At 68.3% G+C, this 13,114-nt stretch carries 14 protein-coding genes; 8 read left to right on the forward strand and 6 right to left on the reverse strand.

The window, feature by feature from the left end; translation table 11 throughout:
* Positions 1–21: 21 nt before the first annotated feature.
* Positions 22–1,203, reverse strand: coding sequence for a zinc-dependent alcohol dehydrogenase (locus ACTWPT_RS19855; protein ID WP_443178909.1), 1,182 nt, complete (start codon positions 1,201–1,203; stop codon positions 22–24).
* A 195-nt stretch (positions 1,204–1,398) separates the two neighbouring features.
* Between ACTWPT_RS19855 and ACTWPT_RS19860 the strand changes: the two genes are divergently transcribed.
* The 4 genes from ACTWPT_RS19860 to ACTWPT_RS19875 all read left to right on the forward strand — a co-directional run bounded on the left by ACTWPT_RS19860 (position 1,399) and on the right by ACTWPT_RS19875 (position 7,082).
* On the forward strand, positions 1,399–2,442 hold the full coding sequence (locus tag ACTWPT_RS19860) for a polyprenyl synthetase family protein (RefSeq protein WP_443178910.1): 1,044 nt from the start codon (positions 1,399–1,401) through the stop codon (positions 2,440–2,442).
* 12 nt (positions 2,443–2,454) lie between these two features.
* A complete protein-coding gene (locus ACTWPT_RS19865; protein ID WP_443178911.1) occupies positions 2,455–3,396 on the forward strand; it encodes a 4-hydroxy-3-methylbut-2-enyl diphosphate reductase in 942 nt (313 codons plus the stop codon).
* Positions 3,397–3,423: 27 nt separating this feature from the next.
* Positions 3,424–4,833 (forward strand): family 2B encapsulin nanocompartment shell protein, encoded by a 1,410-nt coding sequence (locus ACTWPT_RS19870; protein ID WP_443178912.1) that lies wholly within the window; start codon positions 3,424–3,426, stop codon positions 4,831–4,833.
* A 71-nt stretch (positions 4,834–4,904) separates the two neighbouring features.
* A complete protein-coding gene (locus ACTWPT_RS19875) occupies positions 4,905–7,082 on the forward strand; it encodes a terpene synthase family protein (RefSeq protein WP_443178913.1) in 2,178 nt (725 codons plus the stop codon).
* A 9-nt stretch (positions 7,083–7,091) separates the two neighbouring features.
* On the opposite strand, the gene ACTWPT_RS19880 is transcribed toward ACTWPT_RS19875, so the two are convergent.
* Positions 7,092–7,445, reverse strand: a complete 354-nt coding sequence (locus ACTWPT_RS19880) for an STAS domain-containing protein (RefSeq protein WP_443178914.1) — start codon at positions 7,443–7,445, stop codon at positions 7,092–7,094.
* 476 nt (positions 7,446–7,921) lie between these two features.
* Between ACTWPT_RS19880 and ACTWPT_RS19885 the strand changes: the two genes are divergently transcribed.
* Complete coding sequence (locus ACTWPT_RS19885; protein ID WP_443178915.1) at positions 7,922–8,419, forward strand: C40 family peptidase; 498 nt, start codon at positions 7,922–7,924, stop codon at positions 8,417–8,419.
* A gap of 201 nt (positions 8,420–8,620) precedes the next feature.
* Here ACTWPT_RS19885 and ACTWPT_RS19890 read toward each other — a convergent pair whose 3' ends face one another.
* Positions 8,621–8,896, reverse strand: coding sequence for a hypothetical protein (locus tag ACTWPT_RS19890; RefSeq protein WP_443178916.1), 276 nt, complete (start codon positions 8,894–8,896; stop codon positions 8,621–8,623).
* A 151-nt stretch (positions 8,897–9,047) separates the two neighbouring features.
* Positions 9,048–9,353, reverse strand: a complete 306-nt coding sequence (locus tag ACTWPT_RS19895) for a hypothetical protein (protein ID WP_443178917.1) — start codon at positions 9,351–9,353, stop codon at positions 9,048–9,050.
* A gap of 409 nt (positions 9,354–9,762) precedes the next feature.
* Here ACTWPT_RS19895 and ACTWPT_RS19900 point away from each other — a divergent pair, with 409 nt between their 5' ends.
* The 3 genes from ACTWPT_RS19900 to ACTWPT_RS19910 all read left to right on the forward strand — a co-directional run bounded on the left by ACTWPT_RS19900 (position 9,763) and on the right by ACTWPT_RS19910 (position 11,887).
* Complete coding sequence (locus ACTWPT_RS19900) at positions 9,763–10,227, forward strand: hypothetical protein (protein ID WP_443178918.1); 465 nt, start codon at positions 9,763–9,765, stop codon at positions 10,225–10,227.
* A gap of 32 nt (positions 10,228–10,259) precedes the next feature.
* Positions 10,260–10,835 carry an O-methyltransferase gene (locus ACTWPT_RS19905; protein WP_443178919.1) on the forward strand — a complete coding sequence of 192 codons (576 nt, stop codon included), beginning with the start codon at positions 10,260–10,262 and terminating at the stop codon, positions 10,833–10,835.
* A 173-nt stretch (positions 10,836–11,008) separates the two neighbouring features.
* On the forward strand, positions 11,009–11,887 hold the full coding sequence (locus ACTWPT_RS19910; RefSeq protein WP_443178920.1) for a helix-turn-helix domain-containing protein: 879 nt from the start codon (positions 11,009–11,011) through the stop codon (positions 11,885–11,887).
* 116 nt (positions 11,888–12,003) lie between these two features.
* Here ACTWPT_RS19910 and ACTWPT_RS19915 read toward each other — a convergent pair whose 3' ends face one another.
* Both ACTWPT_RS19915 and ACTWPT_RS19920 read right to left on the reverse strand, forming a co-directional pair.
* Positions 12,004–12,450, reverse strand: coding sequence for a MarR family winged helix-turn-helix transcriptional regulator (locus ACTWPT_RS19915; protein ID WP_443178921.1), 447 nt, complete (start codon positions 12,448–12,450; stop codon positions 12,004–12,006).
* Positions 12,447–13,064: a type 1 glutamine amidotransferase family protein gene (locus ACTWPT_RS19920; RefSeq protein WP_443178922.1), complete on the reverse strand. Its 618-nt coding sequence runs from the start codon at positions 13,062–13,064 to the stop codon at positions 12,447–12,449. The genes ACTWPT_RS19915 and ACTWPT_RS19920 overlap by 4 nt, the downstream gene beginning before the upstream one ends.
* Positions 13,065–13,114 lie beyond the last annotated feature (50 nt).

The following is a 13,114-nucleotide window of genomic DNA, read 5'->3' on the forward strand; positions in this document are numbered from 1 at the left end:
GAAACCCTTATGACCTGGGGCTTACGGCTGGAGGAGAATCTTTATGGCCCCATCGGCCTTCTTCTGGAACATCTCGTACGCCCGCGGCGCCTGCTCGAGCGGCATCCGGTGCGTGGTCAGGTCCATCACGCCGAGCGGGTCGGTCTCGTCGGTGACCAGCGGCATCAGCTGGCTGATCCACCGCCTGACGTGGGCCTGGCCCATGCGCAACGTGATGCCCTTGTCGAACAGGCGCAACATCGGCAGCGGGTCCGTCATGCCGCCGTAGACGCCGATGACGGAGATCACGCCACCCCGGCGGACGGAGTCGATGGCCTGGTTGAGCGCAGCCAGGCGGTCGACGCCCGTATGGGACATCAGCGGCGCGGCCACCACGTCGGGCAGCAGGCCGGTGAGCGTCTGGGCGAGCTTGGCGGCAGGCGAGCCGTGGGCCTCCATGCCGACCGCGTCGATGACGGAGTCCGTGCCGCGTCCCGACGTCATGTAGCGGATCTCCTCGGGCACATTGTGCACCTCGCTGGCGTCGATGACCTCGATGCCGTGGCGGCGGGCCATCTCCAGGCGGGCCATGACGCCGTCCACGCCGATCACGCGGCGGCCGAGGTGGCGGGCGATGCGGGCGCTCATCTGGCCGATCGGGCCCAGACCGAAGACGGCAACGCTGCCTCCGTCGGGGATGTCGGCGTACTCGACGGCCTGCCAGGCGGTCGGCAACACGTCCGACAGGTAGACGAAGCGCTCGTCCGGCGGTCCCATCGGCACCTTGATCGGGCCGAACTGGGCCTCCGGCACCCGCAGGTATTCGGCCTGGCCGCCGGGCACCCGGCCGTACAGCCTGGTGTAGCCGAACATGGCCGCGCCCGTGCCTTGTTCGCGTACCTGGGTGGACTCGCACTGCGCGTACAGCTCCATGCCGCACATGTGGCAGTGGCCGCAGGAGATGTTGAACGGGATGACCACGCGGTCACCGGGCTTGATGTTCGAGATCGACGGTCCGACCTCCTCGACGATCCCCATGGGCTCGTGGCCCAGGATGTCGCCCTCGGCCATGAAGGGCCCGAGCACCTCGTACAGGTGCAGGTCGGAACCGCAGATTCCGGTGCTGGTCACTTTGATGACCGCGTCGTTGGGCTCCTTGATCGCCGGGTCGGGCACGTCCTCGACCCGTACGTCACGCTTGCCGTGCCAAGTGACTGCCTTCATGCCTGACCGCATACCCCCACGTCAGACCTCAAACGGCAGCCTGGGCGGCGCCGCCGGGGCATCCATGGCAGCCCCATGCCTTGGAAGGCCTGTGGCAGATCAAAGCCCGAGTAACCAAAGACGCTTTACACGCTCAGTACCGAGTGAGTAACTATTGGTAGTTGACCACTGACCGAAGGAGCCGTGCGAATGCCGGTGAGCTTCACTCAGCACTCCCTTGGTTCACGCATTGATCAGCACCTGTGCGGTTTTCTCGAAACCTGGCGCGCGCTCGTGTCCGATCCCGACGTCGAGGCGGCGTACGGGGTGCTGAACGGCTTCGTGCTCGGCGGCGGCAAGCGCATCCGCCCTCAGCTGTGCTACTGGGGCTGGCGCGGCGCCGGCGGCGACGACTGCGAGGAGATCATCGGGGCCGCCGCGGCGCTGGAGCTGTGTCACGCGGGCCTGCTCATCCACGACGACATCATGGACGGCAGCGAGCTGCGCCGGGGCCGGGCGACCGTCCACAAGAGCCTGGCCGCGCTGTACGAAGGGCCGGGCGCGGAGTCGTTCGGCCAGGCCGGCGGCATCCTGCTCGGGACGCTGAGCCTCGCCTGGTCCGACGCCATGTTGTCGTCGTGCGGGGTGGATCCGCTGCGATTGCGGGCCGCCCACCACATCTTCGACACCATGCGGACCGAAGTGATCAGCGGCCAGTACCTCGACATGCTCGCCCAGCTCCGCGCCGGCGCGAGCGTTGACGAGGCGCTGACGGTGATCCGCCTCAAGACCGCCAAATACACGGTGGAGCGGCCGCTGCAGATCGGCGGCGCGCTGGCCGGCGCCTCCCCCGAGCTGCTGGACTCCTACTCCCGGTTCGGCGTGCCGCTGGGCGAGGCCTTCCAACTGCGCGACGACGTGCTGGGCACGTTCGGCTCGTCGTCGGTGACCGGCAAGTCGGCGCTCGACGACCTGCGCGAAGGCAAGCACACGGTGCTGATCGCGCATGCCCTGCGGCATGCCTCGCCGGCGCAGCGCGACCGTCTCAGGCGCTGGCACGGCGATCCGGAGCTGACCGAGGAGCGGGCCGCGGAGCTGCGCGGGATCCTGCTCGACACCGGAGCGGTCGCCGAGGTCGAGGCAATGATCGAACAACGGGTGCGCGAGGCCGTGACGGCCCTTGTGGAGGCGCCGATCAAGCCGGAGGCCGCGAGCGCGCTGGCCGTGCTGGCCGATCGGCTCGCGCACCGCATCAGGTGAAGGGATTCCCAGATGGGCCGAGTACTTCTCGCGGCGCCGCGCGGCTTCTGCGCGGGCGTCGAACGCGCGATCGTCACGGTCGAGGAGGCGCTGAGGCGCTTCGGACCGCCCGTTTACGTGCGTAAACAGATCGTTCACAACACCTCTGTGGTCGGCGAGCTCGCCGCGCGCGGCGCGGTCTTCGTCGAGGAGCTCGACGAGGTCCCCGACGACGCGCTGGTGGTCTTCTCCGCCCACGGCGTCTCGCCGGCGGTCAGGGAGGAGGCGCGGCGGCGCGGGCTGCGGACGATCGACGCGACCTGCCCGCTGGTCACCAAGGTCCACAAGGAGGCCGCGCGCCTGGCGCAGGCGGGTTACGAGATCGTGCTCATCGGCCACGCCGAGCACGAGGAGGTCGAGGGCACCCTCGGCGAGGCCCCCGGCCGCATCCACGTCGTGGACCCGGCCCGCCCCGGCGAGGTGACGGCGAGCGGCTCAGGGCCGATGAGCTGGCTGTCGCAGACCACACTCGCGGTCGACGAAACCATGCGGGCCGTCACCGATCTACGCGGGCGCTTCCCGCACCTGGCCGACCCGCCCAGCGACGACATCTGCTACGCCAGCCAGAACCGGCAGGAGGCGGTCACCAGGATCGCCCAGGAGTGCGAGCTGGTGATCGTGATCGGCTCGGCCAACTCCTCCAACTCCCAGCGGCTGGTGGAGGTCGCAATCGGCGCCGGCGCGGACGCGGCCTACCTGGTCGACCGGGCCGCGGACGCGGACGAGCGGTGGCTGCGCGACGTGCGCACCGTGGGCGTGAGCTGCGGCGCCTCCGCCCCCGAACGGCTGGTCGTGGAGTTACTCAGCTGGCTCGCGGCGCGCGGCTACGCCGACGTGGAGCAGGTCACCTTGACCGAAGAGACTCTGACGTTCTCCCTCCCACCCGAACTCCGATCCACTCGCCATCCTGGCTAGGCCCAGCACGAGACAGGCAGGTGCACGATGACCGAAACGACCCCATCGACCGCCCCGGCGAACGGCAACGGACAGCTCAGCCTCAGCACCGAGGCCGCCAGGCAACTCTCGACGACGACGAAGACGCCGCCGCAGATGCAGGAGATCACCTCTCGCTGGCTGCTGCGGTTGCTGCCGTGGGTGCAGTGCTCCGGCGGCGTGTTCCGGGTCAACCGGCGGTTGACGTACACCCTTGGGGATGGGCGGATCACGTTCAGCAACACCGGCTCCGCGGTGCGCGTCATCCCGGCCGAGCTCACCGAACTGCCCATGCTGCGCGGCTTCGAGGATATGGAGGTGCTCGAAGCGCTGGCCGATCGTTTCGTCCAGCGTGAGTACGAGGCCGATGAGAAGATCGTCACCGAGGGCGGGCCGGCGGACCAGCTCGTGCTGATCGCCCATGGGCGGGTGCGCAAGATCGGGCGCGGCGCGTACGGCGACGACCAGCACCTCGGCACCTTGGCCGACGGCGACTACCTCGGCGAGCAGTGCTTGGTCGACGGCGGCGCGTTCGAGTACACCTGGCGGGCCAAGACGCCCACTACCGTGCTCACGCTCGCCAAGCAGGACTTCGAGCAGATCGCCGAGCAATCGCCCGCGCTGCGCGAGCACATCGACAACTGGCGCTCCAGCGTGGAGCATGCGCACAACGACTATGGCGAGGCCGCCATCGACATGTCCTCGGGCCACACCGGCGAGCCCAGGTTGCCCGGCACGTTCGTGGACTATGAGCTGAGCCCGCGTGAATACGAGCTGAGCGTGGCCCAGACGGTCCTGCGGGTGCACAGCCGGGTCTCCGACCTGTACAACCAGCCGATGAGCCAGCTCGACCAGCAGCTCCGCCTCACGGTCGAGGCCCTGCGCGAGCGCCAGGAGCACGAGCTGGTCAACAACAGGGAGTTCGGCCTGCTCCACAACGCCGACTTCAGCCAGCGCATCCGCACCCGCTCAGGGCCGCCGACCCCCGACGACCTCGACGACCTGCTGGCCACCGTGTGGAAGGACCCGGCGTTCTTCCTGGCCCATCCGCAGGCCATCGCCGCCTTCGGCAGGGAGTGCAGCAAGCGTGGCGTCTACCCGCCGGCGGGCGAGGTCAACGGGCACCGGGTGCCGTCCTGGCGGGGAGTCCCGATCTTCCCGTGCAACAAGATCCCCATCTCCGGCGCGAGCACGACGTCGATCCTGCTCATGCGGACAGGGCAGGAGGCCCAGGGCGTCGTCGGCCTGCACCAGACCGGCATCCCCGACGAGTACCAGCCCAGCCTGTCGGTGCGCTTCATGAGCATCAACGAGCAGGCCGTCGTCTCCTATCTGGTCAGCGCCTACTACTCGTGTGCCGTCCTGGTGCCCGACGCGCTCGGTGTCCTGGAGGACGTGGAGGTCGGCAGGAACGGCTAGCCCGGCCTCAAGGCCGGCGACCCACCCCGCGCGGGTCGCCGGCCCCCTACCGATCCACGTGAGGAGCGACCATGAGCCAGCCGTTCGAACTGCCGGACTTCTACGTGCCGTACCCGGCGCGGCTCAACCCACATCTCGAGGCGGCTCGCGTGCACTCCACGCGGTGGGCGCGCGACATGGGCATGCTCGAAGGCTCGGGAGTCTGGGAGCAGGCCGATCTGGACGCCCACGACTATCCGCTGATGTGCTCCTACACCCATCCCGACTGTGACGCCGACGAGTTGTGCCTGATCACCGATTGGTACGTGTGGGTCTTCTTCTTCGACGATCACTTCCTGGAGGTGTTCAAGCGCACGGGCGACCTGGAGGGCGGCAAGGCGTACCTCGCCAGGGTCGCCCGTTTCATGCGGATAGGCACCGATCTGAGCATGCCGGAGCCGGAGAACCCGGTCGAGGCGGGGCTGGCCGACCTGTGGGTCCGCACGGTGCCCGCCATGTCACCGGACTGGCGCGCGCGCTTCGCCGAGAGCACTCGGAACCTGCTCGACGAGTCGCTCTGGGAGTTGGCCAACATCAACAAGGGCCGGATCGCCAACCCGGTCGAGTACATCGAGATGCGCCGCAAGGTAGGCGGGGCGCCCTGGTCGGCCGGGCTCGTCGAGCACGCCGTGGGAGCCGAGGTGCCGGCCAAGATCGCCGCGTCCCGTCCGATGCGGGTGCTGAGGGACGCCTTCGCCGACGCTGTGCACCTGCGTAACGACCTGTTCTCCTATCAGCGGGAGGTCGGGGACGAGGGCGAGCTGAGCAATGGGGTGCTGGTGCTGGAGACGTTCCTGGGCTGCACCACGCAGGAAGCCGCCGACGCCGTCAACGATCTGCTGACCTCGCGGATGCAGCAGTTCGAGCACACCGCGCTCGGCGAGCTGGGGCCGCTGTTCGCGGAGCACGCGATCGACCCGCTCACCGCGGCCGGCGTGCTGGCGTACGTCAAGGGGCTGCAGGACTGGCAGTCGGGTGGGCACGAGTGGCACCTGCGCTCCAGCCGCTACATGAACCAGCGGGCCGGATCCGGCCCGCCCTTGGGCATGTCGTCGATCGCCGGCCTGCTGGGGGCCAAGCGGGTGCGGAACTTCACGCACGTTCCGTACCAGCGGGTGGGGCGTTCCCAGATCCCCGACCTCTACGTGCCCTTCCCGCTCAGGCTCTCGCCGCACCTCGACGCGGCCCGGCGCCACACCGTGGCCTGGTGCGCTGAGATGGGCATGCTCGAAGCGCAGCCGGGGGTGGCCGGCTCGGCCGTGTGGGACGAGGAGAAGCTGGTCGACTTCGACTTCCCCCTCTGCGCGGCCGGCCTGCATCCCGACGCCACTGAGGAAGGGCTGGACCTGGCGTCGTTCTGGCTGAGCTGGGGCACCTACGGCGACGACTACTTCCCCGCCGTCTTCGGCGGGCCGGGCCACCTGCCTGCCGCCAGGATCGCCGTGGCCAGGCTCTCGGCGTTCATGCCGCTCGACGGCTCCCCCGCGCCGCCGCCCGCGAACGCGCTGGAGCGGGCGCTGGCCGACGTGTGGAACCGTACGGCGGGGCCGATGCCGCCTGCGGCCCGGGGCAAGCTCCGCTCGGACGTGGAGAGCATGTGCGTGGCCTGGCTGTGGGAGCTGGCCGGCGAGCAGGCCCATCATGTTCCCGACCCCGTGGACTACGTCGAGATGCGCAGGCTGACCTTCGGGGCCGAGTTCACGATGGACCTGTGCCGGCTGCGGCACACCAAAGGGCTCTCCGCGGAGCTCTACGCGAGCGGGCCGATGCGGGCCATGGAGAACGCGATGATGGACTGCGGCGCGCTCGTCAACGACGTCTTCTCGTACCAGAAGGAGGTGGAGTTCGACGGAGAGGTGCACAACTGCATCCTGGTGGTGCAGAGCTTCTTCGACTGCGACTACCCCACGGCGCTCGCCATCGTCGACGACCTGCTGACCTCGCGGATGCGGCAGTTCGAGCACATCGTCGAGCACGAGCTGCCGATCGTGTGCGATGAGTTCGGGCTCGACGCCGAGGCGCGGCGGGAGCTCGACGCGTTCGTGGACGAGCTACGGAACTGGGTGGCCGGGATACTCAACTGGCACCGCCATTGCTCCCGCTACGACGAACCCTCGCTGCTCCGGCACAGGCGGCCGGCGCGGTGGCGGCTCGGCGGGCCTACGGGACTGGGCACCTCGGCCGCGCTCGCCTTCGCCCTCGGTAGGTGAGGTGCCGGGCTAAATGGGCAGGTGATGGGCGCGGGGCTCGTAGTACCAGCCCATCATGCGCAGCAGCCGCCGCTGGTACGGCGTGACGTTGTGCAGCCGGATCCACCGCTGCGACGGGGGCAGCGTGGGCATGACGAGCACGCGTAGCCCCGAGACGTCGATGAAGGTCAGTTTCCCGGTGTCGACCACGATGTGAGTGCCCTGCCGGCAGCTCGCCAGGGCACCGGCCAGCGCGTGGCTGTTGGAGGCGTCGATCTCGCCGATCAGCGTGACGGCCGTTGCCTCGGGCTCCGCCGGACTCCGGCGCACCATGATCTTGAGTTGGTCGTCCTGGTAGAGCAGCCGCTCCTCGAGACCATCCACGCTCCTTGCACCCCCCAACAACGCATGCCTCGGGGGTTGTGGATTAGGCAGAACCAAGGCTACACGACGTACGTTTCACAATGTAATTTTCGCGAGAATATGACCGAATTAGTGAGAAATACTGAAGAATCGGACAGAGCACCCCTCCCTTCGCCGGACCGCTGACGCCGCATCGCCGTGCGTGCCGGGCCTGCGCGTGCGGGATGCCGGGTTTGCCGGGGATCTCCCCGAGTAGACGTCCCAGCCGCACCTTTCCACCGGGTCGCGCCCGGGAATGCGGTGCCACATTCCCTTCCAGCCCTTGGAAATCGGCGCCGAAATATACGGTGAGAGGCGAATATCAGGCCCGCATCTGCCGTCGGGATATATGCGGACTAATGGCGGTTTGTCCGATGTGTTTTATCCCAATACAGACGGCGAAAGTCACACAGTAGACAACGGATTCGGGGCATAGACTCGGGGGCGCTGATTACCTGATGAAAGGAAGATGGACACGACCACTGATAGCGGCGGCCTGCGCCATCGCCTGCACGTTCAGCGGCAGGTCGGCGACCGGAATGATCGCGCTGCGCGCGGCGCTGGAAATGATCGGCGTCCCGTACTCATGGGGCGGTGGTGGGGTGCACGGGCCCGGATACGGGATAGGGAAGGGCGCCAAGACGAAGGGGTTCGACTGCTCGGGACTCGCCGAGTACGCCTACGCGCGGGCGGGGGCGCTCATCGGATCCACGACGCAGGAGCAATGGCGTTCCGGGGCCAGGGTGCCGAAGGAGCTGGTGGAGCCGGGGGATCTGGTCTTCTACGACAACCAACCGCGGCGGGCCGGGCCGGAGCACGTCGGCATCGCGGTCGACGGGCAGAGAATGGTGCACGCCCCGTACACGGGCGCGTTCGTGCGGGTGGACTCGCTGAACCGGCCGGACTTCCTGGGGGTGGTGAGACCGAGCGCCGGTCGCTCCGACCTGGGAGTCTGAGGTGGAGCTGTGCGGCCCAGGAGCGACCTGGGCCGCACGACGCTCGACATTCGGTGTTCTTCAAGAGCCGCCCGTGGCCTCGCGAGCACCCACGACGGGCTCTGTCTGTTCACCTCGGCATCAGGGTTAGTCGCTCGCCGGACGGCCGCCGCCACTGGGCGCGCCGCCGGCGGTCCCCCTGCTCACGCCGGACTACGAGCATCAGAAGCGGGGGGTGACCGCGGCCTGGTTGTTGAGCAGGTCGAGGTCGACCTCCTCGACGTACAGGTACTTGACGAGGGACACCTCGATGTTCCTGAGCGAGTTGTTGAGCGAGCCGTTGGCCCAGCCGCTCAGGACGTCGTCGAAGATCTGGAACTGGCTCAGCACGGCCTGACCCGAGTTGTTCGCATTGGGCTGGTCGGCGGACGCGCTGGAGGCCGTGAAGCCCAGGGCCACGGCCGCGATTGCCGCGCCCGCCAGAATACGACTGATCATTTTTGTCTTTCCTCCATGGATGGGCGCGGAATTCCCTGCGCCATGGTCGTTTCGCGCTTCGCCGAGGCGCAAGGAGAGTGACTCTGGCCAGACGGCCGCCGCCATGGGGCGGCCGCGAATCGCCTCTCCTGACTGCGCCACGCGACGAGCGTCAGTAGCCGGTGCCGCCGAGCCCGGGGACACTGCCGTTGCTGGAGTCCGCCGGGTTGTTGTTGTTCAGCACGTCGAGGTCGACCTCGTCGACCTGCAGCTGCCTGACGAGGGACAGCTCGATGCCCCTGAGCGAGTTGTTGAGCGAGTTGTTGAACCAGGTGTTCAGCACGTCGTCGAAGACCTGGAACTGGCTCAGTATGGCCTGACCCGAGTTGTTCGGGCTCTGGTCGGCGGACGCGGTGGTGGCCGTGAAGCCCAGGGCGACTGCCGCGATTGCCGCGCCCGCCAGAATACGACCGATCATACTTGTCTTTCCTCCATGTATGGGCGCGGAATTCCCGGCGCCATAGTCGTTTGTGCAGGGCTGTGAGGTGCCGCAGATAACAATCGCGGGAGGCAGCCGGTATCGCAACCCAGAACGCTCTAAGCGAGGTCAAGGAGGCACCTCGATTTCTTGGCACTCGGTTTTCACGCTAATCACCGACGTGCGGCATTCAGCTCGCGCTCACCATCCGGCAATAGACGTTAATTTGGCTGACGGCAAGATCGATGGGGCAGTCTTTCACCACCGTATAAGCAATGATCGCCGGAAACTTTGAGCAGCCGTGTACGCCGATCGGCGTACCTGGAGCGCCATCTGCTGGCGGACGCCGCGCGCGAACAAAGCCACGACGATGGCGGAGAGTTCCCCAATTCGGACATGAGGTGTGACTATGGGGCCGCGTATCCGCAAGACCGTGTTGGTCATCCACATCGTCGTCTCGGTCGCGCTGGTCGGCGAGGTGTGGGGGTTGGTGGCGCTGAACGCGGCGGCCGTCCTGACCAAGGACCTGGGGCTCGCGCACGCGGCCTACAGGCTGATGCCCACCCTGGTGTTCGCGGGTGGCATACCGCTGAGCCTCACCGCATTGGCCACCGGCATCACGCTCGGCCTGGCGAGCCATTGGGGGTTGTTTCGCTACTACTGGGTGGCGATCAAGCTGGTCCTGCTGGTGGCCGTCATCTGCGTGGGCATGTTCCTGTTCGACCCCGAGGGAATGGCCGCCGCCGCCGAAGGCGCCAGGCAGGCGCCGGCCGGTGGCCAGTGGGGCCAGATCGCGGTGCTGAGCACACAGATCGCCATGCTCCTGACCGCGACCACGCTGTCGGTGTTCAAACCGCGCAGGAAACTCCGGTGACGTCGGGGGCCGTGCCCGGATAGAAATCGACCATGAACGATGAGATGCCGGAGCCGGTCCGCGTGGCCGTGGAACGGGCGCGGGCGGCGGGATTCGCGTACTCCTGCGAGCCCGCCGTCGGCCGCCTCCTCGCCACCCTCGCCGCGGGGGTGCCGGAAGGGGGCCGGGTGCTGGAGATCGGCACCGGTGCAGGGGTGGGGCTCGCCTGGCTGGTGAGCGGCCTGCTCCCGAGGACGGACGCGACGGTGACCACGATCGAACGCGATCTCGGGCGGGCCGGGCTGGTGGCGGGCGGCGACTGGCCCGAGTTCGTGGACTTCCGTACCGGGGACGCGCTGGAACTGCTGCCGGGGCTCGGGACGTACGACCTGGTCTTCGCGGACGCGGAGGCGGGCAAGCAGGTGGGGCTGGAGCTCACGATCGCCGCGCTCAGCCCGCGAGGCGTGCTGGTCGTGGACGACATGGTGCCCGCGCCAGGCGTGGTGTGGGACGCGGAGTTCACCGGCAGGCAGGAGGCGGTACGGCGGACGTTGGTCGGGCACGAGCGGCTGGTCGCCGTCGAACTGACCGGCCACGGCTCCGGCGTCATCCTGGCGACGGCCCGATAGCCGTGGGGTCACGCGGCAGGATCCGCATGAAATACACGGAAAGGCAGTATATTCCCCAATTTAGGAAATAAGGCACACGCGTCGGCGGGCATGGCAGGATTGTCCTCAGGCCGGAACTGTGGCGAACTGCCGATTTAGGAGCATAGATACGGGGTGCTCGCGGTATGGGCGACATGACCGAAATATTCGATAGCGATTCGCTCCAATCCGGGCCGACCGCGCTGAGGCTCCTCATCGGCGCACAGCTGCGCCGGCTCCGCGAGTCCCGCGGAATCACCCGCGATGACGCCGGATACGCCATCCGCGGCTCACATTCCAAGATCAGCCGCATGGAGTCCGGGCGCACCGGCTTCAAGACGCGCGATGTGGCGGACCTGCTCACCCTGTACGGCGTGACCGACGACGCCGAGCGCACGAGCCTGCTCGCTCTGGTCGCCCAGGCCAACGCACCCAGCTGGTGGAACGACTACCGCGACGCGATCCCCGACTGGTTCGAGCCGTACCTGGGGCTCGAGCACGACGCCGCGCTGATCCGGATCCACGAGGTGCAGTTCGTCCCCGGCCTGCTGCAGACCGAGGACTACGCCCGCGCCGTGATCACACAGGGCCACGAGCACGACTCGGCCAAGCTGATCGAACGCCGGGTCGCGCTGCGGATGCGCCGCCAGGAGATTCTGGTCCCACCCACGCCGCGCAAGCTCTGGGTGGTGATGGACGAAGGCACGCTGCGCCGCCGGGTCGGCGGAGAGGCCACCATGCGAGCGCAGCTGGAGCACCTCGCCCGGATGGCCGAGCAGCCGCACATCACCCTGCAGATCTTCCCGTTCGCCTCGGGCAGCGCCATCGGCGGCGTCGGCCCCGTCACCATGCTCCGCTTCCCGCAGGAGGGGCTGAACGACGTCGTCTACCTCGAGCACCTCACCGGCGCCCAATACCTGATCAAGGAGGGCGACGTCCGCAACTATCGCCATCTGCTGGACGAACTCGGCGTGCACGCCTCGCCCCCGACCGCCACCCCGGCACTCCTGGATCAGACCATCGAGAGGCTGTAGACCTTCCCGCACATGCTGCGTCGTCCCACGTCCGCCGCCCTGGGGCTGCGGCATCCGCCGACTTCGGCCCTCCACTCAAAGGACCTCCGCCGAAGTGCGGAGGGTGGTGAGGGAGCTCAGGGCTGGTCGCCGAGGCGGTCCAGAGCGGCCGACAGGCGTTGGAGGGCTTCCAGGCACTGCCTTGCCTGCTCCATCCCCAGCTCGCCCACCAGACGGTCGGCGAGCTCTTGGTGTCCGGGAACGATCGTGGCGATCGCGTCCCGGCCGGCCGCCGTCGGCTGGAGCAGCTTGGCGCGGCGGTGCGCCGGGTTGGGGCGGTATTCGGCCAGCCCCCGCTCCACCAACAGGTCCGCGATCCGCTGCACCCCTTGCCTGGTCATCCCCATGACCCTGGCGATTCCGGCCACCGGCAGGGGCTCGTACAGGACCGCGCCGAGCACCTGCCACCACGCCGCGGTGATCCCCGCCGGCCTGGCCAGCCCCTCCGCGACCTGGAGGAACTGACCGTTGAGCCGGAAGGCCCCCAGCGCCAGACCGGACAGCAGGTCCGACGTCTCGCTCATGCCGCCATCAGCACCTCGAAGGCCGAGGCGTCGCTCCTGCTGAAGAGCCGGAACCAGGCGTCCAGCACCTCGGGCCGGTAGATGTCCAGCCGCCGGAAGATCTCTCTGGCGAACGCGACCGGCTCCGTGGGCCCGGCCGTGATGAGGTCGCCGTCGAGCACCGCGTCCTGGTCCAGGTAATGCTTGGCACCCGTGTAGCCCTCCTGCGCCTCCAGGTATTGCACGGCGCCGCTGGTGTGCTCGCGCTCATTCAGCAGCCCCTCCTTGGCGAGCCCCGCCGTGGCGCCGCAGATGGCCGCGACGGGCACCCCGGCCTCCAGGAACTCGCGGGCCTTGCGCGCGAACGGCGCCAGCTCCTGGCCCCCATCCCACAGGGACGCCCCCGGCAGGATCAGCAACGCGCTGCCGGCCGGAGACAGCTGGTCGAGTGCGAGATCCGGGGTGATGCGCAGCCCGCCCATGGTGACGACGGGGTCGGTGGTCAGACCCACGGTGACGACCTCGTAGGCGCCGGGCTCGCGCTGGTAACTCTCGCTGCGCAGGTGCGCGGTCGCGTGACCGGTCTCCCAGTCGGCGAGGGTGTTGTAAACGGCGTGGTGAACGATTCCCTTCATGACAGTATCTTGTCATTTCGACATCATGTTGTCAACTGGATTCGTGGGAG

The organism is Nonomuraea sp. 3N208 (assembly GCF_052245935.1).
Taxonomy (GTDB): domain Bacteria; phylum Actinomycetota; class Actinomycetes; order Streptosporangiales; family Streptosporangiaceae; genus Nonomuraea.

Excerpts from the sequence above, each read along its gene's own strand:
- ACTWPT_RS19890 (WP_443178916.1), bottom strand. The coding sequence starts at position 8,896 with ATGATCAGTCGTATTCTGGCGGGCGCGGCAATCGCGGCCGTGGCCCTG.
- ACTWPT_RS19905 (WP_443178919.1), top strand. The coding sequence starts at position 10,260 with ATGAACGATGAGATGCCGGAGCCGGTCCGCGTGGCCGTGGAACGGGCG.
- ACTWPT_RS19910 (WP_443178920.1), top strand. The coding sequence starts at position 11,009 with ATGACCGAAATATTCGATAGCGATTCGCTCCAATCCGGGCCGACCGCG.
- ACTWPT_RS19855 (WP_443178909.1), bottom strand. The coding sequence starts at position 1,203 with ATGAAGGCAGTCACTTGGCACGGCAAGCGTGACGTACGGGTCGAGGAC.
- ACTWPT_RS19875 (WP_443178913.1), top strand. The coding sequence starts at position 4,905 with ATGAGCCAGCCGTTCGAACTGCCGGACTTCTACGTGCCGTACCCGGCG.
- ACTWPT_RS19900 (WP_443178918.1), top strand. The coding sequence starts at position 9,763 with ATGGGGCCGCGTATCCGCAAGACCGTGTTGGTCATCCACATCGTCGTC.
- ACTWPT_RS19865 (WP_443178911.1), top strand. The coding sequence starts at position 2,455 with ATGGGCCGAGTACTTCTCGCGGCGCCGCGCGGCTTCTGCGCGGGCGTC.
- ACTWPT_RS19920 (WP_443178922.1), bottom strand. The coding sequence starts at position 13,064 with ATGAAGGGAATCGTTCACCACGCCGTTTACAACACCCTCGCCGACTGG.
- ACTWPT_RS19870 (WP_443178912.1), top strand. The coding sequence starts at position 3,424 with ATGACCGAAACGACCCCATCGACCGCCCCGGCGAACGGCAACGGACAG.
- ACTWPT_RS19885 (WP_443178915.1), top strand. The coding sequence starts at position 7,922 with ATGAAAGGAAGATGGACACGACCACTGATAGCGGCGGCCTGCGCCATC.
- ACTWPT_RS19915 (WP_443178921.1), bottom strand. The coding sequence starts at position 12,450 with ATGAGCGAGACGTCGGACCTGCTGTCCGGTCTGGCGCTGGGGGCCTTC.
- ACTWPT_RS19895 (WP_443178917.1), bottom strand. The coding sequence starts at position 9,353 with ATGATCGGTCGTATTCTGGCGGGCGCGGCAATCGCGGCAGTCGCCCTG.